Source organism: Saprospira grandis, from assembly GCF_027594745.1.
In the GTDB taxonomy this organism is placed as follows: Bacteria; Bacteroidota; Bacteroidia; order Chitinophagales; family Saprospiraceae; genus Saprospira; species Saprospira grandis.
The window spans coordinates 1,705,605-1,731,364 of record NZ_CP110854.1 but is presented as its reverse complement, the minus strand read 5'-3'; the positions used below and the strand labels follow the sequence as shown (position 1 = coordinate 1,731,364).

The 25,760-nt window shown below is 45.8% G+C and carries 22 protein-coding genes; 12 read left to right on the top strand and 10 right to left on the bottom strand.

The window, feature by feature from the left end:
* Nucleotides 1-28: 28 nt before the first annotated feature.
* Together OP864_RS06870 and OP864_RS06865 are read right to left on the bottom strand one after the other, a co-directional pair.
* Nucleotides 29-1,513, bottom strand: a complete 1,485-nt coding sequence (locus OP864_RS06870) for an FAD-binding oxidoreductase (RefSeq protein ID WP_270100507.1) — start codon at nt 1,511-1,513, stop codon at nt 29-31.
* 12 nt (nt 1,514-1,525) lie between these two features.
* The gene (locus OP864_RS06865; RefSeq protein WP_270100506.1) at nt 1,526-2,137 is read right to left on the bottom strand and encodes a hypothetical protein; all 612 of its coding nucleotides are present in this window, start codon (nt 2,135-2,137) and stop codon (nt 1,526-1,528) included.
* 354 nt (nt 2,138-2,491) lie between these two features.
* On the opposite strand from OP864_RS06865, the gene deoC reads away from it, so the two are divergent.
* The 5 genes from deoC to OP864_RS06840 all read left to right on the top strand — a co-directional run bounded on the left by deoC (nt 2,492) and on the right by OP864_RS06840 (nt 7,288).
* Nucleotides 2,492-3,133, top strand: coding sequence for a deoxyribose-phosphate aldolase (gene deoC / locus OP864_RS06860; RefSeq protein ID WP_270100505.1), 642 nt, complete (start codon nt 2,492-2,494; stop codon nt 3,131-3,133).
* A gap of 24 nt (nt 3,134-3,157) precedes the next feature.
* A complete protein-coding gene (locus tag OP864_RS06855) occupies nt 3,158-3,547 on the top strand; it encodes a sporulation protein (RefSeq protein WP_270100504.1) in 390 nt (129 codons plus the stop codon).
* Between the two features lie 489 nt (nt 3,548-4,036).
* Nucleotides 4,037-5,572, top strand: coding sequence for a leucine-rich repeat domain-containing protein (locus tag OP864_RS06850; RefSeq protein WP_270100503.1), 1,536 nt, complete (start codon nt 4,037-4,039; stop codon nt 5,570-5,572).
* Between the two features lie 180 nt (nt 5,573-5,752).
* Nucleotides 5,753-6,532: a leucine-rich repeat domain-containing protein gene (locus tag OP864_RS06845; RefSeq protein ID WP_270100502.1), complete on the top strand. Its 780-nt coding sequence runs from the start codon at nt 5,753-5,755 to the stop codon at nt 6,530-6,532.
* A gap of 3 nt (nt 6,533-6,535) precedes the next feature.
* Nucleotides 6,536-7,288 carry a leucine-rich repeat domain-containing protein gene (locus tag OP864_RS06840; protein WP_270100501.1) on the top strand — a complete coding sequence of 251 codons (753 nt, stop codon included), beginning with the start codon at nt 6,536-6,538 and terminating at the stop codon, nt 7,286-7,288.
* A gap of 208 nt (nt 7,289-7,496) precedes the next feature.
* On the opposite strand, the gene OP864_RS06835 is transcribed toward OP864_RS06840, so the two are convergent.
* Entirely contained in the window at nt 7,497-7,871 is a 375-nt protein-coding gene (locus OP864_RS06835; RefSeq protein ID WP_015692121.1) for a hypothetical protein, read from the bottom strand.
* Nucleotides 7,872-7,961: 90 nt separating this feature from the next.
* On the opposite strand from OP864_RS06835, the gene uvrB reads away from it, so the two are divergent.
* Entirely contained in the window at nt 7,962-9,992 is a 2,031-nt protein-coding gene (gene uvrB / locus OP864_RS06830; RefSeq protein ID WP_270100499.1) for an excinuclease ABC subunit UvrB, read from the top strand.
* Here uvrB and OP864_RS06825 read toward each other — a convergent pair.
* Entirely contained in the window at nt 9,989-10,627 is a 639-nt protein-coding gene (locus OP864_RS06825; RefSeq protein ID WP_270100498.1) for a DUF4291 domain-containing protein, read from the bottom strand. The genes uvrB and OP864_RS06825 overlap by 4 nt on opposite strands.
* Nucleotides 10,628-11,175: 548 nt before the next feature.
* Here OP864_RS06825 and OP864_RS06820 point away from each other — a divergent pair.
* On the top strand, nt 11,176-11,946 hold the full coding sequence (locus tag OP864_RS06820) for a TIGR02757 family protein (RefSeq protein WP_270100497.1): 771 nt from the start codon (nt 11,176-11,178) through the stop codon (nt 11,944-11,946).
* Between the two features lie 52 nt (nt 11,947-11,998).
* Here OP864_RS06820 and OP864_RS06815 read toward each other — a convergent pair whose 3' ends face one another.
* Entirely contained in the window at nt 11,999-14,374 is a 2,376-nt protein-coding gene (locus OP864_RS06815; protein ID WP_270100496.1) for an outer membrane beta-barrel protein, read from the bottom strand.
* 274 nt (nt 14,375-14,648) lie between these two features.
* Between OP864_RS06815 and dnaG the strand changes: the two genes are divergently transcribed.
* A complete protein-coding gene (gene dnaG, locus OP864_RS06810) occupies nt 14,649-16,700 on the top strand; it encodes a DNA primase (RefSeq protein ID WP_270100495.1) in 2,052 nt (683 codons plus the stop codon).
* Nucleotides 16,701-17,402: 702 nt separating this feature from the next.
* On the opposite strand, the gene OP864_RS06805 is transcribed toward dnaG, so the two are convergent.
* Genes OP864_RS06805 through OP864_RS06790 form a run of 4 tightly spaced genes read right to left on the bottom strand, consistent with a single transcriptional unit; the run spans nt 17,403 to nt 19,138 of the window.
* Nucleotides 17,403-17,558, bottom strand: coding sequence for a hypothetical protein (locus OP864_RS06805; protein WP_270100494.1), 156 nt, complete (start codon nt 17,556-17,558; stop codon nt 17,403-17,405).
* A 9-nt stretch (nt 17,559-17,567) separates the two neighbouring features.
* Entirely contained in the window at nt 17,568-17,975 is a 408-nt protein-coding gene (locus OP864_RS06800; protein ID WP_270100493.1) for a hypothetical protein, read from the bottom strand.
* A gap of 17 nt (nt 17,976-17,992) precedes the next feature.
* Nucleotides 17,993-18,568: a hypothetical protein gene (locus OP864_RS06795; RefSeq protein ID WP_270100492.1), complete on the bottom strand. Its 576-nt coding sequence runs from the start codon at nt 18,566-18,568 to the stop codon at nt 17,993-17,995.
* Nucleotides 18,569-18,580: 12 nt separating this feature from the next.
* Nucleotides 18,581-19,138: a hypothetical protein gene (locus OP864_RS06790; RefSeq protein WP_270100491.1), complete on the bottom strand. Its 558-nt coding sequence runs from the start codon at nt 19,136-19,138 to the stop codon at nt 18,581-18,583.
* A 106-nt stretch (nt 19,139-19,244) separates the two neighbouring features.
* Between OP864_RS06790 and OP864_RS06785 the strand changes: the two genes are divergently transcribed.
* Nucleotides 19,245-19,907, top strand: coding sequence for a beta/alpha barrel domain-containing protein (locus OP864_RS06785; RefSeq protein ID WP_270100490.1), 663 nt, complete (start codon nt 19,245-19,247; stop codon nt 19,905-19,907).
* Nucleotides 19,908-19,968: 61 nt separating this feature from the next.
* On the opposite strand, the gene OP864_RS06780 is transcribed toward OP864_RS06785, so the two are convergent.
* Nucleotides 19,969-20,550 carry a hypothetical protein gene (locus tag OP864_RS06780; RefSeq protein ID WP_270100489.1) on the bottom strand — a complete coding sequence of 194 codons (582 nt, stop codon included), beginning with the start codon at nt 20,548-20,550 and terminating at the stop codon, nt 19,969-19,971.
* Nucleotides 20,551-21,110: 560 nt separating this feature from the next.
* Here OP864_RS06780 and OP864_RS06775 point away from each other — a divergent pair.
* The 3 genes from OP864_RS06775 (at nt 21,111) to OP864_RS06765 (ending at nt 25,157) form a co-directional block, all read left to right on the top strand.
* Nucleotides 21,111-22,928: an ABC transporter ATP-binding protein gene (locus OP864_RS06775; RefSeq protein WP_270100488.1), complete on the top strand. Its 1,818-nt coding sequence runs from the start codon at nt 21,111-21,113 to the stop codon at nt 22,926-22,928.
* 129 nt (nt 22,929-23,057) lie between these two features.
* Nucleotides 23,058-23,621 carry a ribosome recycling factor gene (frr, locus tag OP864_RS06770; RefSeq protein ID WP_270100487.1) on the top strand — a complete coding sequence of 188 codons (564 nt, stop codon included), beginning with the start codon at nt 23,058-23,060 and terminating at the stop codon, nt 23,619-23,621.
* 141 nt (nt 23,622-23,762) lie between these two features.
* Nucleotides 23,763-25,157 carry a DUF389 domain-containing protein gene (locus OP864_RS06765; RefSeq protein ID WP_270100486.1) on the top strand — a complete coding sequence of 465 codons (1,395 nt, stop codon included), beginning with the start codon at nt 23,763-23,765 and terminating at the stop codon, nt 25,155-25,157.
* Nucleotides 25,158-25,760 lie beyond the last annotated feature (603 nt).

The following is a 25,760-nucleotide window of genomic DNA, read 5'->3' as shown; positions in this document are numbered from 1 at the left end:
TTGGGCTGCCCCCATCTTTTTTTTTTTGTTAGACTAGATTGTATCGTTTGGGGGCGATTAAATTTTGGGGATCTAGGCTATTTTTAATTTGTTTGACAGTTTGCCAGAAAGCATCCTCTTTATCTTGGCAAAAAAGGGCCATTTGTTCAGTAGATAGGCGATAGGGGAAAATGGCTAGTTTTTCGGCTGCTTCTTGGAGGACCCTTTGGCTCCATTTCTTTGCATTTTTGCTTGCTTCGGGGTCATTCCGGTCAAAATATACGCGGAAAAAGCCTTCGAAGGTAGTTTCGTCTAGGCTAGCAAGATTATAGAAAGGGCGAACTTTCATATCGAGGCTAATCTTATAAATAAGCTCCATAAGTTCTAGACAAGAGGGGCCGTGAAAAGGAACTGCAAGAAGGGCGACGGCCATACCTGGAAAATTTTTATTGCTGTCTACTTCATGAGCTGATTGCACAGAAGTTTGTTGGAGTTTGGCCATAGTTTGGATACTATAATCTGAGGGGCAGCCATTATAGAGGTCTCTTAGTACTTCTTGGTAGGGGTGGCTACAGCTTGTTGTGCTATTGCTGGAAACGAACTCAATTTTTTGACAATATTGGGCGAGTTGTAGGGATAACTCTGTTTGTAAAAACTGAAGAAGGCTAGCACTGCCCGAAAAAGAGCCTATAAGTGTCCATTGTCCATTGTAGTCAAAGGGGTTGCCTTCAGTGGTTCGAGGGTCATTTTTATTGGTGAGTAAAATTCCCTCATTGAGCATATTATCTTGTCTGAGCTTTCTGAGCTTTTGGATCATAGGAATTAGCAGCTCCTCTTGGAAGTCGGCAAAAAAAAGAATTCCGCTGCTTTGCGGTTGTAATTGGATAATGGCTCTAGTTGTGATTCCTAGATTAGATTGCGTGAACAGTCCGTTAAGGTCGGGGCCTAGGCCAGCGGCATAATAAAGTGGTGGTGGGGAGCTAGAGGTTTTGTGAAAATGCCAGAGGCCTGTTTGTAGCCATTTGCCTGAAGGGAGCAAGATTTCTAGGCCCAAAAGGCGTTGGCGTCTATGAAAAAAGGCAGAAGCGCCACGATCTAGAATATTGCCCAGGATACTTGTTGATTGAGAAGATCCGGTGAGTGGGAATTTTAGTGCTAGCTGATGTCTTTCTAGGTAGTCATGTAGGTCTTTTTGAGTTACTCCAGCGCCAATGATTGCATATTCTAGTTCCTCAGATACCTCTATAGACTTCCATTGATTAAGGTTAATCAAAATAGCGGGCCCCTCTACAGGGAGCTTTGACCCTAGCCCCCAGTTAAAGCCAGAGCTAATAGGGTATAGTTTAAGCCCTTCTTCTTGGGCTAAGGCTAAAATAGCCGCCAATTCTTCTTGGCTAGTTGGGCGCAGCTCGGCAATAATATCTGGAGCCTGGTATTCGGTGAGGTTTTCTTTGGCTGCCTTAGGCGCCATAGATATAGTAGTGGCTGGAAGAATACTTTTTAAGTATTCTTCTAGAGTAGAAGTAGAGTACATGTTTAGTTGAAGTTAGCTGCAAGTAGCCGGACTGGCTTGAGCAAGTTGAAGAGATAAATCTAGTTCCATTAAAGTAGACTTGTAGCGATCATCTGGATAACAATACTCGCTTCGGCCAAAGGCATTAGGGACAGGGCTAAAGCCATATTCCGTAAATATGCCCTTTGTATGCTCAGGAGGCATCGCTAACAAATAGTCTAGCTGCATTTTTTTTCCCTGATCTATACAAAGACCAATCAAATGTTGCAATAGTCCACACTTTCTTGCTGTAGTAGCTACCCAAGCTCCACAGATTTCAGCAAGTTGGCCTTTATGACGACCAATTTTAGGAAGTAAGTCGGGGCTGTCTACACAAATAGCATGGCTGAGCGGTAGCTCATAAGGTTGCTGCTCTAGGCGCTCTAAACGAATTCCAGCTAGCATTTCATCAAATTCATCATAAACAGCAAAAACAGTGACAGCTGGCTGATTATACCAAGGGGATAAAGTAGAACCCAAGGGGCCAACACCAAAAGCCGCTAAAACCTCCAAATGCTTCCGATGGTAGTCTCTAGACAACTCAGGTTCTGCTATAGCATTAAATTGCTTAATGCTATAACTTAAGTAGGGGGGATGGAAAAACATAGTAAATCGTGGTTCTGAATTAGCTAAGATAGGTAGTAGTTAATTATGCCTTCGATTTATGCTGATTTGCTTGCTAACTACAAAGATAGAAAAATATATAGTTGTGAAAAATAATCTAAAACTTTCCTCAAGTTTTTACTTTAAGCTTTAGTTATTTCCCCCCTTACTTTTAGCCCAAAACAATCTTGAAGCAGATAAAAAGAGGAGAAAACTCGGCGCTAAGGAAAAGTTTTTGCACTAAATGAGTGCAGCTAATAAAAAATAGAGAAGTCAAGACCGCAACTTTATAATTTAATCCGTAATTTAGCCCCCTAAAGGACAAATTTTGTCATTCAACACATAACTATATAGGCTATGAATTTAGCTGACGCTATAGAACATACTTTTTTAAAAGCAAATGCTAGTTCTTCTGACATCGAACAACTTTGTCAGGAAGCTATCGATCATAAATTTGCAGGGGTGTGCATCCCGCCTTTTTACGTTAATACGGCCAAGTACTTTTTAGCCAATTTTGAGCAACGTCCCAAAATTGTTACCGTCATAGGCTTTCCTATGGGCTACTCGACCATCTCTGCAAAAGTAGAAGAGGCCAAAAGAGCTACCGCCGAAGGAGCCGATGAGGTCGATATGGTCGTCAATCTTGCCGCCGTTATGGATGGCGAGTGGAGTTATGTGCAAAATGATATCGACTCGGTTACTCGGGCGGTGCACCTACACGGCAGTACCCTCAAGGTGATTCTAGAAACTAGCCTGCTCGATAATATCCAAATGCAGCGCCTCTGCGATATTTGTATGGAAATTGGCGTAGATTATGTCAAAACATCTACCGGTTTTCAAGGAGGAGCTAGCCCCGAGGTGGTCCGCCAACTCAAAGGCTTTCTCAAAGGATCTACAGTGAAAATTAAGGCCTCTGGCGGAATCAAAACCCCAGAACAAGCCCAACAACTTATTCAGGCCGGCGCTAGCCGATTGGGACCTCTTCTGGCCTCGAATTAACTCAAGCCGCCAAAAAATAAGCTTATGCGTCCCTTCTTTTTACTCCTTTTTAGCCTTTTTTCCCTAAATCTACTCAGCGGCCAGCAAGCCATCGAAAAAAATGAGGAGCCTAGCATCCGACGATTACTCGACCTCCGAAAAGAACTCAACTTTGAAGAAGATCGAGAAATTAAGGCCTGGGGAATCCAACTTATGGTGAGCCGCGATAAATACGATTTGCTGGAAAAACAAACGCGATTTAACCGAAAAGAAGAAAAAAAAGCCAACTGGACCTACAAACAACCTTATTACCGACTCAATTGGGGCGCCTACTACACTAAATTAGAGGCCTATATGCAGCTCCAAAAAGTTAAAGAAGATTTTCCAGGCGCTTTCGTCTATAAAAATAATCAGGCAAAGGCTAGCGAGTTCTAAACCCGTTATCCTAAAGCTTTTAGCCACTCTCCTCTGGACGAGTGGCCTTTTTTTTGTCTTTTTTTAGCCAAAACTTGACAATACCCTTTTTTGTGTTTATACTTGATTTATATCTGTGGTAACTAATTGTTTTATTTGCCTAATCTATACTGTTTAGGGTTTATTACTGCTGTTATTTTGGGGCTGCCCCTCGCTTTGCTCGGGTCGGGCTGTGTCGCAGCTCGCAGGTCTGCTCGGCCCTGCGGCGGCTTTGCCGCCTGGGTCTGGCCTTCGGCCACTGCTATCCATCCCTCAGCCGGGGCGGCTTCGCCGCCTAACTAGCGCCAAGTCATCAGCCTAAACAAGTTCAGTACAGCTGGCTGCATGGGCCAGAAAATTAGTTACTTGCTTTAGTGTATACATTGAATGAGTTGAAAAACAACGAAGCATAGGCCTGTCGTTTAGGGCCTGTTGTTGGCCAATTCGTTCTGCATTCATAAATCTATAAACATGAAAACGAATTCTTATTTCTTGGCCTTTGTATTCTTGCTCTTGGCCAGCTTACCCATCTTGGCCCAAGAAGATGGAGAGTACTACTCTTTAAAAGATGCCCTAGCCGCTAACCCCAAAGAAGTCTATGGCCTCTACCTTTCACAAGAGAACTTTAGCAGCGGCCTTCCCAAAGGCCTAGAGGCCTTTACTAATCTCAAGGAATTGATGATAAACAATAGTAAACTGAGCAAGTTGAGCGATATCTGGGGCGCTTTTCCCAATTTGGAGTATTTGGACCTAAGCGATAATCGTATTGAAGAACTCCCCCCCAGCTTTAGCCAGTTGAGCAAACTGAAAACGCTTTCTTTGTCTCATAGCAGAATTGGTTCAGCTTCCCTCAAGCAAATTGCAGCCCTTAAGAACCTAGAAGAACTCAGCTTGTCTAATGATACAACATTTCGTTCGGCCAATTGGGATGCCTTTGCTAGCCTGAAAAAACTCAAAAAATTAGAGCTGGGTGGCTGCTGGCTTAAAGACTTTCCTAAAGTCTTTGCTCAACTGCCTGCCTTGACCTATCTAGACCTACACATGAATCTTATTGAAGAAATTAACGTCTCTTTTGGCCCAAACTTAGAATACTTAGACCTAAGTGAGGGGCGTTTAACACATCTGGATATTGAGGCTAAAGGTTTAAAGAGTTTATTGATCGGATTTACTCCAATTCGCAGTTTTCCTAAGCGATTGGATCAACTGACTTACCTCAATTTGCAGGGCTCTATACACTCCAATATACCTTCTCAAGTTATGGCTTATAGCCAACTTAAAGAATTAGTTTTTCGTGGTACTATTATGCGTGAAGTATCTGCAAATTTAACTCAACTTCAGCATCTAGAAAAACTAGACCTAAGTGGTAATGAAATAGAAGAACTTCCTGCCTTTTTTTCCGAACTCCCTAACTTAAAAGAGTTAAATTTAGATAGTAATCTTTTGAGGGTTAATAGTTTAAAGGAGCCAATGAGGAAGCTGAAGGTACTTAGTATTAACCAATATATGGTGACAATGAAGGAAACTTTCTTTAAGGGGAAGTATATGCCAGCCTTAGAAGAGCTTTATATGAGTCGAGGCAACTGTTATAATACGCCAGATTTTACTGGGGCAAATCAGTTGAAAATTATTTATATGGATGACCATAGTGTAAGTAATGTTCATCCTTCTTTGGCAGAGCTCCCATTACTAGAAGTATTGGATCTCTCTGGTAATGATGAGTTAATTTTTCCAGCAGGGATGGAGAAGCTCCCCCTCACTAGCCTTAATATTTCTTCTTGTATAGATGCTTTTGAGGAGGAGGAGGCTATCTACGAATTTCCGGCCTTTATCGCCAAATTACGGAATCTAGAATTCCTAGAAATAGCCAATGTTCCTTATGCTGAATTACCTGATAATTGGGCCTCTAAAGCGATCCTAGACTATTTGGATGTTTCTGGAACAAAGCTGCCTTATAAAGAGATCAAAGAGATTGGAGTTGATCTAGAGGAATGCACGATTGTTAGATAATAAACGCTAATTAGTTTAAAATAACAGCCCCAACTGCCTCGCTAGTTGGGGCTGTTATACTTTATTTAAGGCCAAAAAAAGAGGCGCTCTGCGCTAAAAGTATACTATTTTAACAACTTGGAAACAGTTGGCACAATTATCAGTAAATTAGCTCATTAGTAACATTTAAAATCTATAAACATGAAAACGAATTCCCTTTATTTACCCTTCTTGTTTTTGCTTTTGGCCAGTTTTCCCATCTTGGCCCAAGAAGATGGAGAGTACTACTCTTTAGAAGAAGCCCTAGCCGCTAATCCAAAAGAAGTCTATATCCTCGACCTTTCAGAAGAGAGCTTTAGCCGCCTTCCCGAAAGCCTAAAGGCCTTTACCAACCTCAAGGAATTGAGCGTGAATGGGATTGAACTAAGCGAAATCGGCGACATTTGGGGGGCGTTCCCCAATTTGGAATATTTGGACCTAGACGATAACGCCATACAGACGCTTCCCTCTAGTTTTAGCCAATTGACTAAGCTGAAAACGCTTTATTTGGCCAGTAACCAACTTGGTCCAGAGGCCCTAAAGCAAATTGCAGCCATCCCAAGCCTAGAAGAACTCAATTTATCTAAAAATACAGCCATGGCCAGCGCCGATTGGAACGCTCTTGCTAGCCTGAAAAAGCTCAAAACATTAGAGTTGCTTCGCCTTAATCTTAAGGAATGCCCCAAGGTTTTGGGCCAACTTCCAGCTCTAAATTACCTAGACCTAGGCGAAAATAAAATTGAAGAGATGAAGCTTTCTTTTGGGGGCAATTTGCAAAACCTAGATTTAAGCGACAACCCCCTGCATACGCTAGATATTCAGGCCGAAGGCTTGAAGGACCTGTTTGTAAATCGCACAAAAATTCAAAAATTGCCCAAACAATTGGCCCAACTCCATTACCTGAGCTTGGATAATTGCGGCATGACGGAGATCCCTAGCTAAATTATGGCCTACAGCCAACTTAAAGAATTGAGCCTTATTGGAAATGAAATTGGCGAGTTGCCCGAAAGCTTAACGCAACTTCAACAATTAGAAGAGCTATTGCTGAGCAATAATACCCTAGGGGAAATTCCCGCCTTTTTTGCCCAAATTCCCAACTTAACAGAGCTACACCTAGATAACAACCTGATTGTTGTGAATAATTTGGAGGCGCCCATGAAAAAGCTAAAGCTCCTTTATCTTAGTGAAAATATTATGGGCCCCAATTTCTTTAAGGGCCAATATATGCCCGCCTTAGAAGAACTCTATATGAGTAGTTGCCTGCTTTTTAGTACGCCAGATTTTACCGGCGCCACAAAGTTGAAAAGCATTTACTTGGATGCCAATATGATTGATAAAATTCATCCTTCTTTGGCAAAACTCCAAGAATTAGAAGAATTGGACCTCTCTAATAATGAAAAGCTGGTTTTTCCTAAAGGAATGGAAAAACTCCCCCTCACTAGCCTCAATATTTCTTCTTGTACCAGTATTGATGACCTTTTGGAAGATGATCTGGTCTATGAGTTTCCCGCCTTTATTGCGCAGCTCCCTAAGCTAGAATCACTAGAAATAGCCAATATGCCTTATAATGAATTGCCCAAGGTTTGGGCCTCTAAAGCCAGCCTATTGTATTTGGATGTTTCTGGAACAAAGCTTTCCTATGAGCAGATCAAAGAGGTAGGGCTTTATCATGACCAATGTGATATTATTTGGGAATAACCGCCCATTGGCCTAAAAACAACAGCCCCAACTAGCACGCTAGTTGGGGCTGTTTTGGTCCAGAAAGGCGGCGCAGCCGCCTTGGCTGAGGGATGGAAAGCAGTGGCCGAAGGCCAGACCCAGGCGGCGCAGCCGCCGCAGGGCCGAGCAGACCTGCGAGCTGCGGCACAGCCCGACCCGGCCAAAGGCCGGGGCAGCCCCAAAAAAATTAAATCACTCTTTTGTAGAATCGAATAAACCAAATGCGGGCCACCTGCAGCTTTAGGCTCTTGATTTCGGGCTTGAGCAAATTGTTGCCGATCTTCATTTTAAAGCGGTAATTGCCATTGCCCAAAGCCTTGCCCGGCTTGTCAAATAAAACGGTGCCCTTGATTTTATTATAGTCTTCTCCGGCTTTGGTCGACTTAAACTGAATGTCTTTGATCTTCTCGTTTTTCTTCCGCACCTTCGGAATATATTCTTTGAGAGCGGCCTTAACGACCCGCTGAACAATGGGATGGTCAACAGAAAACTTGATCTTTTGGGCCGAGGCCGAGCTGGAAAAAAGGAGCAGTAAGAGGCCCATGAACAAACTGATACGCATAAGATTTGTTTTTAAAATAAAAGATAGGATGAATATTGATTGCGCCTAAGGCAAAAGTCGTATTTTTGCCCCTCATTAATGCCCAAAGTTATGCAGTTTGAGATCCACTCTCCATTTTCGCCAGCTGGCGACCAACCCAAGGCTATTGCAGAATTGGTAGAAGCCGCCCTCAGAGGGGAGCGCTACCAGTGTTTGCTTGGGGTAACGGGTTCTGGAAAGACCTTTACTATGGCCAATATGATTCAGGAGTTGCAAAAGCCTACCCTGATCTTAACGCATAATAAAACCCTGACGGCCCAATTGTATGGCGAGTTTAAGCAGTTTTTTCCAAATAATGCGGTAGAGTACTTTGTTTCTTATTACGATTACTATCAGCCAGAAGCTTATGTGCCTTCTACCGACACCTATATTGAGAAAGATTTGGCCATTAATGATGAGGTGGACAAACTTCGCCTAAGAGCTACCTCTCAGCTATTATCGGGCCGCAGAGATATTGTGGTGGTGGCCTCGGTTTCTTGTATTTATGGTATGGGAAACCCCGAAGACTATAAAAAAGGCGTGATGCGCCTAGAAGTTGGCCAAAATATTAGCCGAAATAGCCTGCTTTACCAACTGGTAGACAGCCTGTATGCCCGTAGTGAAAATAGCTTTGAACGAGGAGAGTTTCGGGTGCGAGGCGATACCCTAGATATTAACCTCCCTTATACCGATTATGGTCTCCGCCTTAGCTTTTTTGGCGATGAAATCGACGAAATTGAACGTATAGATACCGAAACAGGCAAAAAATTAGAAGACCTTAGCGTGGTCGCTATCTTTCCCGCCAACCTTTATGTGGCCCCCAAAGATCGTATGCAGCAAATCATTCGACAAATTGAGGATGAACTCCGTGAACATTATGAATATATGGAGGATGAAGGCAAGCATATAGAGGCCAAACGCCTGCGGGAAAGGGTCAATATGGACCTAGAAATGATGCGCCAATTGGGCTATTGCTCTGGCGTAGAAAATTATTCTCGCTACTTTGATGGCCGCCAAGCTGGCGCCCGCCCTTTCTGCCTACTCGATTATTTTCCAGAGGATTTTCTCATGATTGTGGATGAGAGCCATGTGACGATGCCGCAATTTAGAGCCATGTATAGCGGCGATAGAGCCCGAAAAATGTCTTTGATCGAACACGGTTTCCGTCTGCCCTCGGCCCTAGATAACCGCCCACTCAACTTTATGGAGTTTGAAAGCCTGATGCGACAGGTGGTTTTTGTGAGCGCTACGCCCGCCGCTTACGAATTGGAAAAAACAGAGGGCGAAGTGGTGGAGCAAATCGTTCGCCCCACGGGCTTACTCGATCCGCCCATTGAGTTGCGGCCCAGCATCAACCAAGTGGATGATCTTATGGACGAAATCCGCAGCGCGACCCGCAAAGATCAACGGGTGTTGGTCACGACCATTACCAAACGGATGTCGGAAGAACTCGCAAAATATTTGGCAAAATATAATATCCGCTGTCGCTATATTCACTCGGATGTAGACACTTTGGAAAGAGTGGAAATCTTGAGAGATCTCCGCCTAGGCGAGTTTGATGTGCTGATTGGAATCAACCTTCTCCGTGAAGGTTTGGACCTACCCGAGGTGGCCCTAGTCGCTATCCTCGATGCCGATAAAGAAGGCTTTTTGCGCAATGAACGCTCACTCACACAGACCGCAGGACGGGCCGCCCGTAATGCCAATGGCCGTGTAATTTTTTATGCCGATAAGATGACGCCTTCTATGCAAAAAACGATAGATGAAACCAATCGCCGCCGCAGCATTCAGATGGCTTATAACGAAAAACACGGCATTACGCCCACTACGGTCCTCAAATCTAAGGATGAAATTCGCCGCCAAAGCTCGGTCCTAGATGGCCGCCTGCAAGGCAAGGAATATGAGCAAAACGAGCAGCAAAATATGGTGGCTGAAGATCCGATCCTCAAAACGATGTCTAAGGAACAGCTAGAAAAAGCGATCGAAGAGGCCCGCCGTAAAATGAAAGAGGCGGCCAAGGCCACCGACTTTTTGTCCGCCGCTCAATATCGCGACCAACTTTTTGAATTGCAAGCTTTATTGAAGGAACGCTTTGGCGCTTAACCCTCATCTAGGCCCAAAAAGGCAGCTAATTCCTCATTTTTGGGCCTAAATACCCTTTCTTCGGGCAGCAGCAATTCGCTGAGCTGCCCCGCATCAATTTTTGCTTTTTGGGCCAAAACAAAGGGCCGCAAATCTAGAATTTCTACGATCATTTCTTGATTGAATTGTTGCAATAGCTCGCCTTTAATGCCCAATTGGATGGCTCGGCGTTCTTCTTTGCCGCCATAAATATTATGGTCGGGATCCCATTGCAAACGGGCTTTTTTCTGCTCCAAATCTTTGCGCCAGCTTTCTCGATCGGCATAAATTTCGGCCTTAAAAGAGCTATAAGCCGATTGGGCCAAAATCTCTTCAAAACCCGATTTTTTGATCCAAATGCCCAAAATATATTCTTGGCCTGCTTTGCTGGCCCAACCCGCCCGAAACATCATCCACAAAAAGTTGGGCTTGATCCATGTCATTCTCGAAAAGCTGTAATGCGCTCCCCCAAACTGCTGATGCGCCAAAGCATACTGGGCAATTTCGGGCCGAAATGCCTGATACACCAAAATTTCATTGCCTCTTTCTTGGGCCAAAATATGCTGCCCCTTTGGCGGAATCCCCGCCAGATAATCCTGATAATTTACTGTTTTCATTTTTTTCTTTGCTAAAGCTCGCTCGGCGGCCTATAGTTCCCATTGAGAACTAGTTGTTTTTGGGGCCTCCGCAGCAGAGCTGCGGCGCTACGTTTCGCAGCTCGCTATTCGCTCGGCCCTGCGGCCTGACGGCCTTGGTCTGGCCTAACGGCCACTGCTACACATCGCTAGTCCAGGCGCTTCGCGCCTTCTAGATGCAGAAGGACCAGTTTGGAAAGAAAAATGAAAAAAGGCTCAACCTTTTTTGGAGAGTGTAGTTTACTAATAGAACTTAAGCAACTTAGACAGCTCCTGATGGAGCGGTTAATTTAAGTCAGCTCATGCGCTTATGACGCATTTAAAGTTTATTCATGGGTTTTAGGGTTTAGTTTTCGACTTTGGTCCTCTTGAAGAGGGCCAAAGTTTTTTTTTAGCGCATTTGGCCTAGCGATGTGGAGGGGTGGCCCAAAGGGCCAGACCCAGGCAGCTTTGCTGCCGCAGGGCCGAGCGAGCAGCGAGCCCCGCAACGTAGCGCCCGCCGCAGGCGGGAGGCCCCAAAAACAAAAAAAATGAAAGATATTAAGGCCTATTTGGATGAAAAAGTGGCGCAATACAACCGACCAAATTTTATCAAAGATGATCCGATTAGTTTGCCGCATAGTTTGAGCAAGGCGGCTGATCGGGAGATTATTGGCTTTTGGGTGGCTGTTTTGGCTTGGGGGCGTCGGGCCAGCATCATTAAGAGTGGAAAGCGTTTATTGGAGTTGATGGATTATGCGCCCCATGATTTTATTGTCAACCATGAGGAGGCGGACCGCAAGGCATTTTTGGACTTTAAGCATCGGACCTTTCAGCCCACGGATGCCCTTTATTTTTTGCATTGGTTGCAGCAATATTACCAAAAAGAGGATAGTTTGGAGCAGGCATTTGCGCGGCATCTTGGGCCAGAAGATGAGCATGTTGGGCCGGCTTTGCTCGGCTTTGAGCAAGACTTTTTTGCCTTGGAAGAGGCCCCTCAGCGGACCCGAAAACACATTGCTACTCCTGCGCGGAAATCGGCTTGTAAGCGTTTAAATATGTTTTTGCGTTGGATGGTCCGCCGAGATGAGGCGGGTGTAGATTTTGGGCTTTGGCGGCAAATTTCGCCTGCGCAACTACTGCTTCCATTAGATGTGCATGTCGGTCGGCAGGCGAGGGCCTTGGGGCTTTTGCAGCGAGAAAAAGACGATTGGGCGGCTTGTTTGGAGTTGGGGCAAGCTGCTAGAACGCTTTGTGCTGAAGATCCTGCAAAGTATGATTTTGCTCTGTTTGGGATGGGGGTAGAGGGGGAGTTGTTGTAGGCAACAAAACAAAAAAGGCCAAGGGAGAATCCCCTTGGCCTTTTCTACAGCCCTACTTTATTACCCGCTCCAATGTATTTTCATCCATAGTTTCTACGGAAAAAATATCTCGTTCACGGCCATAATTAAAGTTATACTGCAACGAAAGCGTCAGGGTCTGTACATCTCGATAATGCTTAACCTGCATTTTCTGCTGATAAAAATCAACGCTATTGCGCTCTACATTGGTCCCGAAAATATCAGCTAGATAAAGCGAGACCGATAGTTTGTCTTGCAAAAAACGCTTGCGCAGATTGATGTCCATATAAAAAAGATGCTTGCGCTCATAAATGGCTATTGCCATAGGGGAACTATAATTGGCCACAATATCCACCTGTATCCAGTTCCAAAGGCTAAAACTATGCATCAAATAACAGTTGGTGTTAAAGGATAAGGTCTTGAAGTTTTCTCCCTGAGCCATCCCGCGACTATAAATTCCTGTTGGACTGACCTTAACGCTAAGCTGTCCATATTTTTTTAGCGGCAGTTGTCCTCCAATAGAAAGCCCAAAGGTTGAATTCTGAAAGTTGATGTTTTGAAAACGCTCTAAACTGCCTTCTCGCTCAGAAATTTGATTGATATAGTCAATCATTTCATTCTGAAAAAGAGTAAACATAAACTGGCCATTCAGAATATAACTCAAACTTCCGCTATGTGTAATTTGTGGACGAAGATTGGGATTCCCCAGAAATTGAGTGTACAAACCGGTGTAATATCGATAAGGACTGCGGTCAAAGAAACCTGTCCGCTGAATCGACTTACTATAAGCAAATCGAAAAATATGCTTATTGGATTTGAACCAAAGAACAGAGGCCGAAGGAAATAAATCAAAACGCTTTTGCTGGCTAGCCAGCCCTAAACGGTCGGCTCCTGCCAAATCACTATGCTCTGCCCGCATACCTAAACTCCACTGCCATCGCTTCCAAGAGGATTTCCAGCTTATATAACTAGCATAAATACTTTGGTCGTACTCAAACTGGTTGTCTTCTCCCGTAAAATTGATGTCGTTGTTCTTAAAAAAGAGACTATAGTAACTATTGATGTAACTATGCTTGGCTCCAAAGGAAATGCTATGCGCATTTTTATTCCAATCAAAATCTAGCTGACTAATGAGCAGTTTAGCCCGACTCGTATCGGCCAACTGATAACTGAAATTAAAACTTTGGCCAGGATCAAGTTGATTGATAAAATCAAAATTATACTGATTAAAACTCAAGGGTTGAAGCTGCATATAGTTTATAGCAGCGGTCATCCCCCAATGTTCGCTGAATTGATTATGGTAATTGAGCTGGGCCTGGTAGTTATTAGACTGACTTTGAGTATGGGTTTGATTCTGTAAAAAGGAATCAGCAGTACTTAAAGAAACAGTTGGATCTCCACCAAAATAATCACTTTGATTGTTTACATTTTGCTCCGCAGGCGCATTGTTGGTAGAATATTCCCCCGATAGAGTCAATTGATGCTGAGGCCCAAAATTCCAACTCAAATCAGCATTGACATAGAAGTTATTCGCGCATTGGTCTTGCTGTAAATAGGTATTAGAATAATAATAGGGTAAACTAACTTCAAAGGCTCTCTGGCCTTTTGTTACGGATCGAATTTTATTGTAGTCATAGCCCGCATTAAGATTAGCACTAAACTTATTCTTGTTATAATTAATGGAGGCACCAAGATCAGTTCTCGGATATATTCCCTGTGTATATTTACTGTAAACGCTAGCCTGTACTCCCTCTAAAGTCCCCTTCTTCAATAAGATATTGATTACGGCATCCACATCCGCATCATATTTGGCAGAGGGGTTACTGATGATTTCTATCGCCAAAATAGTGTTGGGCTGAATGTTCTCTAACTTTAAATTGGTTCGCTTGCCATTGATGAGAATACGAATGTTTCCCTTGCCCAAAACCGATATGGCCCCGTTTTGTACACTCACCTCAGGAGCCAAAGCTAAAACTTGCGCTGTAGACGGAAAAGTAGACAAAGAATTATCCGCTACATTCAAAATAGTTTTGTCTACATCAATCTCTAAAACAGGCTTTACTTTTTTGGCCTGAATAACTACGCCCTCCGCATATTCTATCTTCAATGAACCAAGATTTACGGAAATACTATCACTCACCAATAAAGAGTCAAACTCATAACTCTTAAATCCCACCCCACCATCTATTGCTATTTTATAATAGCCCTGAGCCAAATCTTCATACTTAAACTGCCCATTTTTATCTGGAAACCCACCGTTGATTAACGCTCCATCTGCCTGATAAAGGTAAACTAGGGCAAAGTTCATGGGCTCATTTTCCGCTGTAGTTAATTGACCCGAAATATTTTGCGCATAGCTATAAGAACTAAAGAAAAAACTAATTAGAGAAAGGTAATATAGGGCTTTCATAAGGGCTAGGGGATTTGGTGATTAGAAAAATCCGTCCAAGATAAAATATCTTTTTAATTGCTAGTTATAATTTATTATTAGGTTGATATATTTAGAATATTTCTTTTTGGGGCCTCCGCAGCAAAGCTGCGGCGCTACGTTTACTCCCTTCGGTCGTCGAACTGCGGACTAAAGGCTTTGTTGTGGCCTGCGGGCGATTTGCGCCCTATCCATCCTAAAAAAACCTTCTCCTTCCCCCAAAAAGCTGTACTTTTGCAAAAAAAAGGAGCACTCAATGGGGTACATTTCAGAAAAGACGGTTCAAGAAATCTTCGATACTGTAAAGGTCGAAGATGTGGTAGGCGATTTTGTCCACCTCAAAAAAAGAGGGGCCAACCTGATCGGTCTCTGCCCCTTTCATGGCGAAAAAACGCCCTCTTTTACGGTCTCTCCAGCCAAAGGCATTTATAAATGCTTTGGCTGTGGCGCAGGTGGAAATGCCGTGAATTTTGTCATGGAACACGAAACTCTTTCCTATCCCGAGGCCCTCCGCTTTTTGGCCCAACGCTATAATATCGAAATTGAAGAGGAGGAAAGCTCCGAGGAATATAAGGAACAACAACGCCAAGCCGATAGCCTCTATATTATCAACGACTTTGCACAAAAGCATTTTGCCGCCCAAATGCAAACGGATTATGGCCGCTCGGTTGGCCTTTCGTATTTTAAGGAAAGAGGTCTGCTGCAAAAAACAATCGACCGCTTTGGGTTGGGCTTTGCCAATGGCCGAAATAGCGACCTGCTACAAACCGCAAAAGCTAAAGGCTACGATTTAGAACTACTCCAAAAAGCTGGACTCGCCACCCAATACGGCAATGACTTTTTTAGAACCCGCGTCATGTTCCCGGTCCATAATTTATCGGGAAAAGTCCTCGGCTTTGGGGGCCGAATGCTGGGCAACAATAAGAAACAACCTAAGTATCTCAATACGCCCGAATCCGATATTTACCAAAAGTCCAAAATCCTTTATGGAATTTACCAAGCCCGCCAAGCTATCGTCAAAGCGAAGGAGTGCTATATGGTGGAGGGCTATATGGATGTGCTGGCCCTCAGCCAAGCGGGTATCGAAAATGTGGTGGCTTCTTCGGGGACTTCACTCACCCCTGGCCAAATCCAATTGGTCAAACGCTATACGCCTAATCTGACCCTACTTTACGATGGCGATAAGGCCGGAATTAAGGCCGCTTTGCGTGGACTCGATCTGATTCTGGAGCAAGATATGAACGCTAAGGTGGTTCTGGTCCCTGAAGGCGAAGATCCCGATTCTTACCTGCAGAAGGTGGGCCTCAAGGCCTTTAGAGAATACCTAGAACAACAGGCTACCGATTTTATCCTCTTTAAGATGAATCTTTTGCTGGAGGATAAGGCCGATGACCCCTTGGCCCGTGCCGAATTACTGCAAGATATCGTGGGCAGTATCGCCAGAATCCCCGATAGCCTTAAACGAGCTACTTATGTCCGCAGCTGCGCCCAACGACTCGAAATTAGTGAGCAAATTCTTCATATTGAGGTCAATAAACGCATTGCTAAGGCACAGGCAGATGCCGAAAAAGATGCCCGCCGAGAGGAACGCCAACAGGCCCGCCGCCAACAAAAAAATCAGCAAAAACAACAGTTGGCCCCAGGCGAATTGCCCCCGCCTATGGAGGAGGACCAGTTTGGCCCCCATGCAGAAGGGGAGTACGCTCCCGATAATATGGCCGGCCCCGCTACAGACCCACAAACTGGTCCCGCTGCCGTTTTGGGCCATTTTCAAGAAAAAGATATTTTGCGCCTGCTGATCAATTTTGGCGATAGAGCCTGGCCCGATGCCGAGGAAGCCGATACTCTGGCCGAGTTTATTCTGCTCGATATGGGCGCGCTACTCGATGAGTTTGACCACCCCCTTTATGCCGAAATCATTGAGCTTTGCATTGATCGTTTGGAGGAGGGAGAGCCCATCAATTCTAACTATTTTACTCAACATCCCAAGGCCGAACTGGCCCAATTGGCCATCAATTTATTGGCCGATCCCTATATTTATTCGCCTGGTTGGGAGCGCTTAAATGTCTACCTCAACTCCCAAGAAATGCCCGAGCAAAACCATGTGGCCGATGCCAAAAGCGGTATTTTGCGCTTCAAACTCCACAAACAAGAGCGCCTTTTGGCCGAAAACCAACAACAGATTAAGCAGCTCCAAAGCCAGCCCGACAAAATGGAGGAGCTCATTCTACACCTCAAAATTCACCAAAAGCTTAAGGCCCAACAAACCGAACTAGCTGCTCAGTTAAAGACGGTCATTTTGCGTTGATGATTATTTTTTTGGGGCCTGCCGCCTTTGGCGGCCGGGCCCTTGCAGGGCTCGCAGGTCTGCTCGGCCCTGCGGGCTCATTTCATTTCGCCCTAGGTCTGCCGCTGCGCGGCCCCCTTTCAGGCCCCTAGGCCGAATGGAAGTTCTGCGCTTCGGCCATCCTTTGATAAAAATTTCAGGCTAGTCAAGGCATTTTTTAAAGGCATAGCCCTAGCTATGGCTGAGAAAAATAACGCAGAATAACAAGAAATTAAAGCAAAGGATAGAAGTGGCAGGGCTTCTATTTGGCCTTTGCCGGCGGGCCTTCGGCCCTTTTTACTGTAGGTTGAAACCTACAGCAACAACGGTATTGCTTCGCAATGATTTATAAATGAGGGTTAAAACCCTCATGAAGTTAAGGCCTCGCTAACAATTGGCCTACAAGCCGAAGGACCTGAAAATCAAATATTCCCTTTCCATAAACAAAGCAGGGGCTTTTAAGCCGCTGCGGCAAGAAAGACCTGGGCCCAAGAAGAATGGCTGCAGCCAAACGGCCTAGCGATGTGCAGCAGTGGCCCGAAGGGCCAGACCAAAGCCGCCAAAGGCGGCTGCAGGGCCGAGCAGACCTGCGAGCTGCGCAACGACAACAAGGCCTTTAGGCCGCAGTTCGACGACCGAAGGGAGTAACCGCCGACGACCGAAGGGAGGCGGAGGCCCCAAGTCCTAATCTGTTGTCCATAAATTGATATAGACATGCGTATGCAGTAATCCCCCGCTTAGTTGCCGCATATCGGGGCTTAGGGCATTGACATAGCTGCCCTTGAGCTCCCAGGCCCAGTTCTCGCCATGATAAATTTCTAGGCCCAAAAAGGGGCTCAAATGAGGGGCCTAATTGACATCATTGCGAGCGACTCCGCCCAGCTCTAGCCCAAAAAAGGGCAATAAAAAACGGCGGCTCAACTGACGTTCAAAAGAAAAACGGCCCCCAAAATTTACCAACAGCATGCGGATATCGCTTTGTTCTAGGCTTTGCAACTGGCTAAACTGCGCAAAAAAGGCAAATTGAGCGGGGGCAAAATCATTGTCGATCGTTTGGTTAAAGAGCTCAAAGCCAAAAGCAGGACCATGAAAAGGCCCCGTTTGATCGTATTGGGTAGGGAAAAAAGCATTGTAGCCAAGGGCCGGGGCAAAGAGGCGGCCAGCCTCATCCAGATACTCTTTTTTAGGGCGTTTATTGATTTGCTCCTGGGCGCTGGCCCAATAGGGGAGGAGCAGCAAAAAGAGAAAAGAAAGCATTTTCCTATAAAGGGGATTTACCAAAAGTTAAGTTGTATGCTACTGCCTAGGGTCCAGCCACTTAGAGAGCTATTGTGCTCGCCAGCGGCAAAGCTATAGCGGCTATTGATGCGCCAAGAAACGCGCTTATTGTGCAAAATATTAAGGCCTAGTACGGGGCTAAACTGAAAGCTACTGCCCAGATCAGAGCGGCCCATATTTCCTAAATCGGCCCCAAAATAAGGCACGAAAAAAGAGCGATATAAGCCTGTTTCAAAAGAAAACTCTGCACCAAGTCCCCATAAAAATTGCTGACTAATGCCTTTTTCTGTTTCATATAAACGCTGCAAACGAACATACAAATTTAGGTAGGCGGGCCCCCAGCTTTCATCATCATAACTATACTGATAGAAGCTAAAGCGAAAACTTGGGCCATGATAGGCCTGTCCCAAACTATCATTGAGTGGGGTGTAAAAATCATAACCTATTTCAGGAACCGCATAAGCTTCCCAGGAATAATCTGGACGCAGTTTACAAATGGCTAAACTATCTTGTTTTTGAGCTTGCAAGGCCCAGCCGCTACACAGAAAGAGCAGCAATAAATATAATCGCATAAATAGGGGATTTTACCAAACGGCCACCGAAACGCCCGCCTGAAGTTGAAGACCACTGTATTGGTCAAATTCTTTGTTGTTTACATAAGGATATTGGGCCTGAATATGGACCAACACTCGCTCGGCCTGATAAATATTACAACCCAAAAGTGGACTAAACTGAAAGCCCTGCTCCGCCGAACTTCTCGATATGCCGCCTAGCTCCAAGCCATAATAAGGCACCATAAAATGCCGGCGAACTCCCCGCTCAAAAGAACCCAAAACCGAAAATCCCCAATAACTGAGGTTTTCGCCCCCTTGCTTGCTACTGCCCAACTGGCTGTAGCGCCCCTCTATCCGAAGATGCCCCGGACTATACTTATCGGAGCTCCCAATGCTGAAAATCACAATCTGGGCATTGATACCATGAAACAAGCCTAGGCTATCTAGACCATGTTGGGGGATAAAACTGGTATAGCCCACTCCAGGCATAAAAAAACGCTCCCAATCCAAACTGGGGTCGGGCTTTTTGTCTTGGCCCAAAACAAAGAGGGGAAGGGCCAAAAACAAGATCCATAGGAATTTTTGCATAATATTCTGTTTTCCTCAATTTAAGAAAAAAATAGGAGCTTGTCTCGCCCCGCAGGCCCATATTTAAAAGGCCCAAAATGGGAGAAATAAAAGCGCTTGCTTACCTTTGCCCAAACTTCAATCTACCAGCATGCTAAAAACAATGATTAAGGCCTCTCAAATGGCCAACCTGACAGACGCCCGCTATTTTGCCGCCTGGGGCGTAGAATATATGGGCTTCTGTATTGACCCCAATGCTGCCGAAGCCCTTTCTATTACGGAGTTTAAAGCCATGAAGGAATGGCTGGTGGGCCCCCAAATCGTTGGGGAGTTTATGGGCCTCAACCAAACCGAAGAACTCTTGCCCTGGATCGAAAAACTAGGCCTGCAAGCTATTCAACTTGGCCCCTTTTCTAGCCTATCCGCCGCCAAAGAATTGGCCCAACATACCCAAATTATTAAGGAGGATGTTTTAGAATCCCTAGACGATCTCTCTAATTTGGCTAGCACTTATGCCGAATGGCAAGCCTATACCACCCTCTTCCTGCTCGACTTAGAGCGCAATAATATGCACTGGAAGGACCTCACCCCCCAACAAAAAGCCCAATTGGCCGAGCTGGCCCAAACTTATCCGCTCTGCCTCAGCCTCCCTTTCGAGGCCTCAGAGCTAGACGATATTCTGGCCCTGGGCATTAAAGGCCTCTCCCTCAAAGGAGGCGAAGAGGAAAAAGTCGGCTACAAATCCTTTGATGAATTAGACGATATTTATGAGGTCTTGATGGAAGACTAAAGCAAAATGGGAGTATAGCTTGGCGCTATACTCCCATTTTTTGATTCTCGCTTTTTAGCGCCTATTTTTCAGGCTTTTCCCAGCCTTCAATGGGGTCTACAGCAATCATCTGTAGCTCCAAACGCTCTTTTCCCTTGGCATTGATGGCCTCAATCTGCTCGTACCAATCATAAGCCGATTGGTTGATGCGGCCCATAAATTTGCCCCAGAAAATAAAAAATACATAGTCGCTATCTTCAGCCATGCTATAGCTCTTTTGGCTAAAAGCCTGCTGAAAAAAAGGGGCCCAATCAGACAATTGCAAACTGCTATCAATGTCTAGCTTATCCATTTGCTCCCACTCTTCCAAAAATAAGGTCAATCCCCCAGAACAATCTATGCTATCTGGCTTATAGCGCAAGCGATAGCCCTCCCGATTGAAGATGTACACCTCTGGCGCCTCTGGTTCAAATTCCGCATACTGCTGATAACCAGCAAAATGCGCAATCTGCTGGCTATCGACCGCTATTTTTTTTCGCAAATAGTCGTATAAACTGCTGGCGGTCTCCTCTTTGGGCTGCTTCACCCCATAATAACGAAGCATAATTTTCTGACAAGAAGAAAGGGAAATAACTAAAAGCAGAAAGAAAAAGAGCTGTTTCATAAGTGGGTTTTAGTAAAAAAATAAGTGTGCTCAAGATAGTTTTTTTAAAAAAAAAGTTTGCTGTTTTGAGGCCTCCGCTGCGGCTTCGCCTTGCGGCGCTACGTTTCAGGGCTCGCAGGTCTGCTCGGCCCTGCGCGGGCTTCGCCCGCTGGGTCTGGCCTGACGGCCACCCTTCCACATCGCTAGGCCGCTCCACGGTCTTTTTACTCTTGGGGCGTTTCTTCGGCCCGTTTATTCATTTCGTTTTTTCTAAACGGTTTTGCAGGCGGCGAAGCCGCCGGCTGAGGGGCTGTAGCAGGGCCGCCGAAGGCGGCAGACCAAGGCGGCTTGCCGCCGCAGGGCCGAGCAGACCTGCGAGCTGCGAAATGGCCCGACCCGAGCGCAGCGAGTGGGCAGCCCCAAAACATCCAAAAATATAGCGTTCTCCTCTACTCCTTGGCGGGGATGGACCAAAAAGCGGCCAAGATGAGCCGCTATTGCATTTTGTTTTGTACTTTGGCAGCTTTGCCCCCCAACCCCAGTTATTTAGTCTTCACTAATTTGCCCAAATGGGCCTGAAAATGAAAGCATTTATAGCCGTTTTAGCCTATCTGAAACCCTACCGTTTCCTAGGCGTTCTCAATGTGATTTTTAATGCCCTAACCGCCTTTTTTAGCATCTTTTCGCTCATGCTTTTAGGGCCCTTTCTCGATATTCTGTTTAAGGAGGAAATGCCTAGCCTGCCCGCCCAAGATCCTACGGCAAGTTGGAGCGATCAGTGGGTAATTTTCTTCAATCGGGAATTGATTATGTATATGCAGGAGCATGGGCGACCCGCGGCCCTTTTTTGGGTTTGTGGGATCATGATTGGGGCCTTCTTTTTTAAGAATATATTCCGCTATTTGGCCCTTTTTGTCATGGCCCCCGTAAGAAACGGCATCGAAAGAGATTTGCGGCAGGCCGTTTTTGGCCAATTGATGAGTTTGCCGCTTTCTTACTTTTCGCAAGAGCGCAAAGGCGATTTGATGTCGAGACTCAGCTCGGATGTCAAAGAGCTACAATGGAGCGTGCTGCGTTCGGTAGAAACTTTGGTCCGCTCGCCCCTCACCTTAATTGGTTCGGTAGGTGTGATGCTCTATATCAGTCCAGAACTAACGGGTTTTTCTTTTGGGCTTTTCCTTTTTGTGGGCCTTATTATTGGCCAATTGGGTAAGGTGTTGCGGAAAAACTCGGCCAAGGCGCAGGCCAGTCTGGGCCGCATCCTCTCTCAAATAGAAGAGAGCATTGGGGGCTTAAGAGTGATTCAAGCTTTTGGGGCCGAGGGCTTTCAGCGAGAGCGCTTTGCCGAAGAAAATAGCTATTATCTGAATGTGAGCAATCGGATTCAGTGGCGCAAGGACCTCTCTTCTCCGCTAACCGAATTTTTGGGCATTTGCGTCATTGCGGCCCTTTTGCTCTATGGTGGACATCTGGTTTTTGATGGCGCCTTTGATGCCTCCACCTTTGTGATGTTCATCTTGATGTTTTACAATATCATTGATCCCGCCAAATCCTTTGCCACCGCCCTTTATGATGTGCAAAAGGGCCGAGCTGCAGCCGATCGCCTCAACCAAATCCTCAAAGCGCCCAGAGAAATTGATGAGCAGCCCAATGCCTTGCCCATTAGTGAGCTCAAAGAAGCTATAGAGGTAAAGAACATTCAGTTTGGTTATGAAAAGGACCAAAAAGTATTGGATGGAGTGAGTTTTCGCTTAGAAAAAGGGAAAACCATCGCCTTGGTGGGCGTATCGGGTTCTGGAAAATCAACCATTGCCGATTTACTTCCCCGTTTTTATGAGCCCCAAGCTGGCGAAATCCTTTTGGATGGCGAGCCTCTTTCGGCTTACCGCTTACAAGATTTGCGGGCCTTGTTTGGGATGGTTTCTCAGGATGCCATTCTCTTTAATGATACCATATATAACAATATCGTTTTTGGTCTGCCCGATGTAACAAAAGAGCAAGTAGAAGCGGCGGCCAAAATTGCCTTTGCCCACGACTTCATTATGGAGCAAGAAGAGGGCTATCAAACCAATATTGGGGACCGAGGCATGAAGCTCAGTGGGGGACAGCGGCAACGGCTGACCATTGCTCGAGCGGTACTGCGCAACCCACAGGTTCTGATTTTGGATGAGGCCAGCTCGGCCCTAGATGCCGAATCGGAACAGGCTGTACAAAAAGCCCTAGATGAGCTCATGCAAGAGCGCACCGCCCTGCTTATTGCACACCGCCTGTCTACGGTCCAACAAGCCGATGAAATCTTAGTCATGCAAGAAGGCAAAATTGTAGAAAGAGGAAGCCCCGCGGCCTTAGTGGCCCAAAATGGGGTTTATGCGAAGTTGGTGGCCTTGCAGCGTTTGTAGCCCCCCATTTTCATAGTTCTTAAATAAGTTCTATTGAAAAATAGCCTCAAAAGTCGTAATATAGCAGCGTTCTTTGCGAAAAAGCTGAGCAACAGCTTCCTTTCCAACCTTATAATTACCATTTAAGCTATGCAAGAAGATATAGATTTAGCCCTAGAAGCTGCCGAAGAAGGCATGCAAAACAGTATTGTCCACTTTCAGCGTGAACTCCTCAAGATTCGCTCAGGAAAAGCTACCCCTCAAATGGTAGCCGACGTAAAAGTAGAGTACTACGGTATGCCCACCCCACTCAACCAAGTGGCTGGGATCAAAACAACCGATGCTCGTACCCTCGTTATCCAACCCTTTGAAAAGAAAATGGTCTCTGTGGTAGAGCAAGCTCTCTATGCCGCTAATTTGGGAATTACTCCTCAAAGCGATGGAGAGGTGGTCCGTATGGTCGTGCCACCACTTACCGAAGAACGCCGTAAGCAATTGGTCAAGCAAGCTTCTGGCTTTGCAGAAGATGCCAAAGTGAGTATCCGCAACGCCCGCCGCGATGCCATCCAAGAGGTAAAAGCCGCCGTTAAAGAAGGCTATCCCGAAGATGCTGGGAAACGCAGCGAGCAAACGGTCCAAGACCTAACCGATAAGTATAGCAAGCAGGTGGATAGCATCTTTGCTAAAAAAGAAGAAGAACTCATGACGGTTTAATTCCCTCAAGAGCCTAAAGCAAAAAGAGCAACTGTTTTTCAGTTGCTCTTTTTTTGTGACCAAAATCGCCATTTGGGTCTATAAGAGACAAAAAACTAAATCGCTTTTGTATCTTGATAGTCCATTTCAAAATTGCATACTATGCCAAATACATTTACCTATTTGCTCAAGCGTCTCTGGGATGAGATTACCCGCTTGTTTAGCTTGCATCTGGATACCGATGAAGCCGGAACCACCGAGAACGTGAAAAAGAGCATCGAATTTAGAGGAGGAAACCTTTGGGCCCTCATTTTTGCCTGCTTGATCGCTTCTATCGGACTCAATACCAACTCTACGGCAGTAGTCATCGGGGCCATGCTTATCTCGCCCCTTATGGGCCCGATTGTCGGGGTGGGCTTTTCCGTGGCAACCAATGATTTCGGTACGCTCAAATATTCTTTGCGCAACCTGGTCCTGATGATTGTCCTCAGTATCGGTGCCGCAGCTTTCTACTTTTTGCTCTCTCCCCTCAAAGAACCTACCGCCGAGCTGATCGCCAGAACGCAACCCTCCCTCTATGATGTGCTGATTGCCGTTTTGGGTGGGGTGGTCGGTATTGTGGCTAGCTCTCGCCGCGACCGAGGTAATGCTATTCCAGGGGTGGCTATCGCTACCGCCCTTATGCCTCCGCTTTGTACAGCGGGCTACGGCTTGGCCACCCTGCAAGTGGAGTTCTTTATGGGCGCCTTTTATCTCTTCTTTATCAACTCTATTTTTATTGCCCTGACGACCATGATTGTCGTGCGCTCTTTGCAGTTTCCCCAAATTGAGTTCCTCGATAAGAAGCGGGAAAAACAAATGAAATGGGCCATTTTACTCATCGTTGTGGTGACCGTAGTGCCCAGTGTCTTTACGGCTATTCATGTGGTCAATGAGGCGATTTTTACCCGCCGAGTTAAAGACTTTGTTAGCGAAAACCTCATGATGATGGAGAAAAGTGAGGTCCTGCAATATAAGGCCAAGTACGCTAGCGATTCCTCGGTCATTGAGGTGATTATGTTTGGTGAAGAACTTAGCGATGAACGCATTGCAGAGTTTAGCCGAAAACTGAAAAACTATGAGCTAGAACATACCTTTCTCGATATCCATCAGTCTACCGAAAAACGCCCAACTGATCTCCCTCAACAAAATTTTGATGTGAGTAAATATGAGGAGATTTATCGCCGAAAAACCGAGGAGATCGAAAGCCGAGAAAGCCAAATCCGTGAACTAAGAGAGGAGATCGCCCGCATGAAGGCGGCCCAACATCCTATCCATAAGGCCAATCTGGACAATATTTCTCGCAAAATTGCAGCCCTCTATCCCGACATTGAGGCCATCGGCCTAAGTGAGGTGGTCAAAAGTAGCCAACTCCAAGATTCTGTCATTACAGATACCCTGCCCACGGCCCTCATCCACTGGAAAAATAGCCGCCAAGCCGATAAATACACCCAAAATTTAAGCAAATATCTGCAACTAGAATTGGGCTTAGATACCGTAGAGGTGGTAAATTATTAGGATTTGGGGCCTCCGCCTCGCTTCGCTCGTCGGCGCTACGTTTACTCCCTTTGGTCGTCGAACTGGCGCCTCTTCGAGGCTGGTTGTCGCAGCTCGCTGCTCGCTCGGCCCTGCGCAAAAAAACAAGTTTTTTGCTTGGTCTGGCCTGACGGCCACTGCTGCACATCGCTAGGCTGTTTGTCTGCAGCCTAAAGGCCGCAGCCATTCTTGTTGGACCTAGGTATTTCTTGTCGCAGCGGCTTAAAAGCCCCTGCTTTTTTAGCGGAAGGAGCTGGCTGTGCTGTTCCTAAATTGGCTGCTGGTTTCAACCTGCAGCCCATGGCCGAAGGCCAAATGGCCTAGGGGCCTGAAAGGGTGCCGCGTAGCGGCAGACCCAGGGCGAAATGAAATGAGCCCGCAGGGCCGAGCAGACCTGCGAGCCCGGCAAGGGCCCGGCCGCCGAAGGTGGCAGGCCCCAAAATAACAGCAGTTTGGAAAAACAAGCGCTTCTGATGCTTGTAGCTAGGTAAATGTTTTCTATGCGCCGCTTTTTTCTTAATATTGAGCTCATCTATAGCAAAACTGGCTGTAGATGAGCTTTTTTATGATTTGATTGACTTGATG

Excerpts from the sequence above, each read along its gene's own strand:
- OP864_RS06870 (WP_270100507.1), bottom strand. The coding sequence starts at position 1,513 with ATGTACTCTACTTCTACTCTAGAAGAATACTTAAAAAGTATTCTTCCA.
- OP864_RS06865 (WP_270100506.1), bottom strand. The coding sequence starts at position 2,137 with ATGTTTTTCCATCCCCCCTACTTAAGTTATAGCATTAAGCAATTTAAT.
- deoC (WP_270100505.1), top strand. The coding sequence starts at position 2,492 with ATGAATTTAGCTGACGCTATAGAACATACTTTTTTAAAAGCAAATGCT.
- OP864_RS06855 (WP_270100504.1), top strand. The coding sequence starts at position 3,158 with ATGCGTCCCTTCTTTTTACTCCTTTTTAGCCTTTTTTCCCTAAATCTA.
- OP864_RS06850 (WP_270100503.1), top strand. The coding sequence starts at position 4,037 with ATGAAAACGAATTCTTATTTCTTGGCCTTTGTATTCTTGCTCTTGGCC.
- OP864_RS06845 (WP_270100502.1), top strand. The coding sequence starts at position 5,753 with ATGAAAACGAATTCCCTTTATTTACCCTTCTTGTTTTTGCTTTTGGCC.
- OP864_RS06840 (WP_270100501.1), top strand. The coding sequence starts at position 6,536 with ATGGCCTACAGCCAACTTAAAGAATTGAGCCTTATTGGAAATGAAATT.
- OP864_RS06835 (WP_015692121.1), bottom strand. The coding sequence starts at position 7,871 with ATGCGTATCAGTTTGTTCATGGGCCTCTTACTGCTCCTTTTTTCCAGC.
- uvrB (WP_270100499.1), top strand. The coding sequence starts at position 7,962 with ATGCAGTTTGAGATCCACTCTCCATTTTCGCCAGCTGGCGACCAACCC.
- OP864_RS06825 (WP_270100498.1), bottom strand. The coding sequence starts at position 10,627 with ATGAAAACAGTAAATTATCAGGATTATCTGGCGGGGATTCCGCCAAAG.
- OP864_RS06820 (WP_270100497.1), top strand. The coding sequence starts at position 11,176 with ATGAAAGATATTAAGGCCTATTTGGATGAAAAAGTGGCGCAATACAAC.
- OP864_RS06815 (WP_270100496.1), bottom strand. The coding sequence starts at position 14,374 with ATGAAAGCCCTATATTACCTTTCTCTAATTAGTTTTTTCTTTAGTTCT.
- dnaG (WP_270100495.1), top strand. The coding sequence starts at position 14,649 with ATGGGGTACATTTCAGAAAAGACGGTTCAAGAAATCTTCGATACTGTA.
- OP864_RS06800 (WP_270100493.1), bottom strand. The coding sequence starts at position 17,975 with ATGCTTTCTTTTCTCTTTTTGCTGCTCCTCCCCTATTGGGCCAGCGCC.
- OP864_RS06795 (WP_270100492.1), bottom strand. The coding sequence starts at position 18,568 with ATGCGATTATATTTATTGCTGCTCTTTCTGTGTAGCGGCTGGGCCTTG.
- OP864_RS06790 (WP_270100491.1), bottom strand. The coding sequence starts at position 19,138 with ATGCAAAAATTCCTATGGATCTTGTTTTTGGCCCTTCCCCTCTTTGTT.
- OP864_RS06780 (WP_270100489.1), bottom strand. The coding sequence starts at position 20,550 with ATGAAACAGCTCTTTTTCTTTCTGCTTTTAGTTATTTCCCTTTCTTCT.
- OP864_RS06775 (WP_270100488.1), top strand. The coding sequence starts at position 21,111 with ATGAAAGCATTTATAGCCGTTTTAGCCTATCTGAAACCCTACCGTTTC.
- frr (WP_270100487.1), top strand. The coding sequence starts at position 23,058 with ATGCAAGAAGATATAGATTTAGCCCTAGAAGCTGCCGAAGAAGGCATG.
- OP864_RS06765 (WP_270100486.1), top strand. The coding sequence starts at position 23,763 with ATGCCAAATACATTTACCTATTTGCTCAAGCGTCTCTGGGATGAGATT.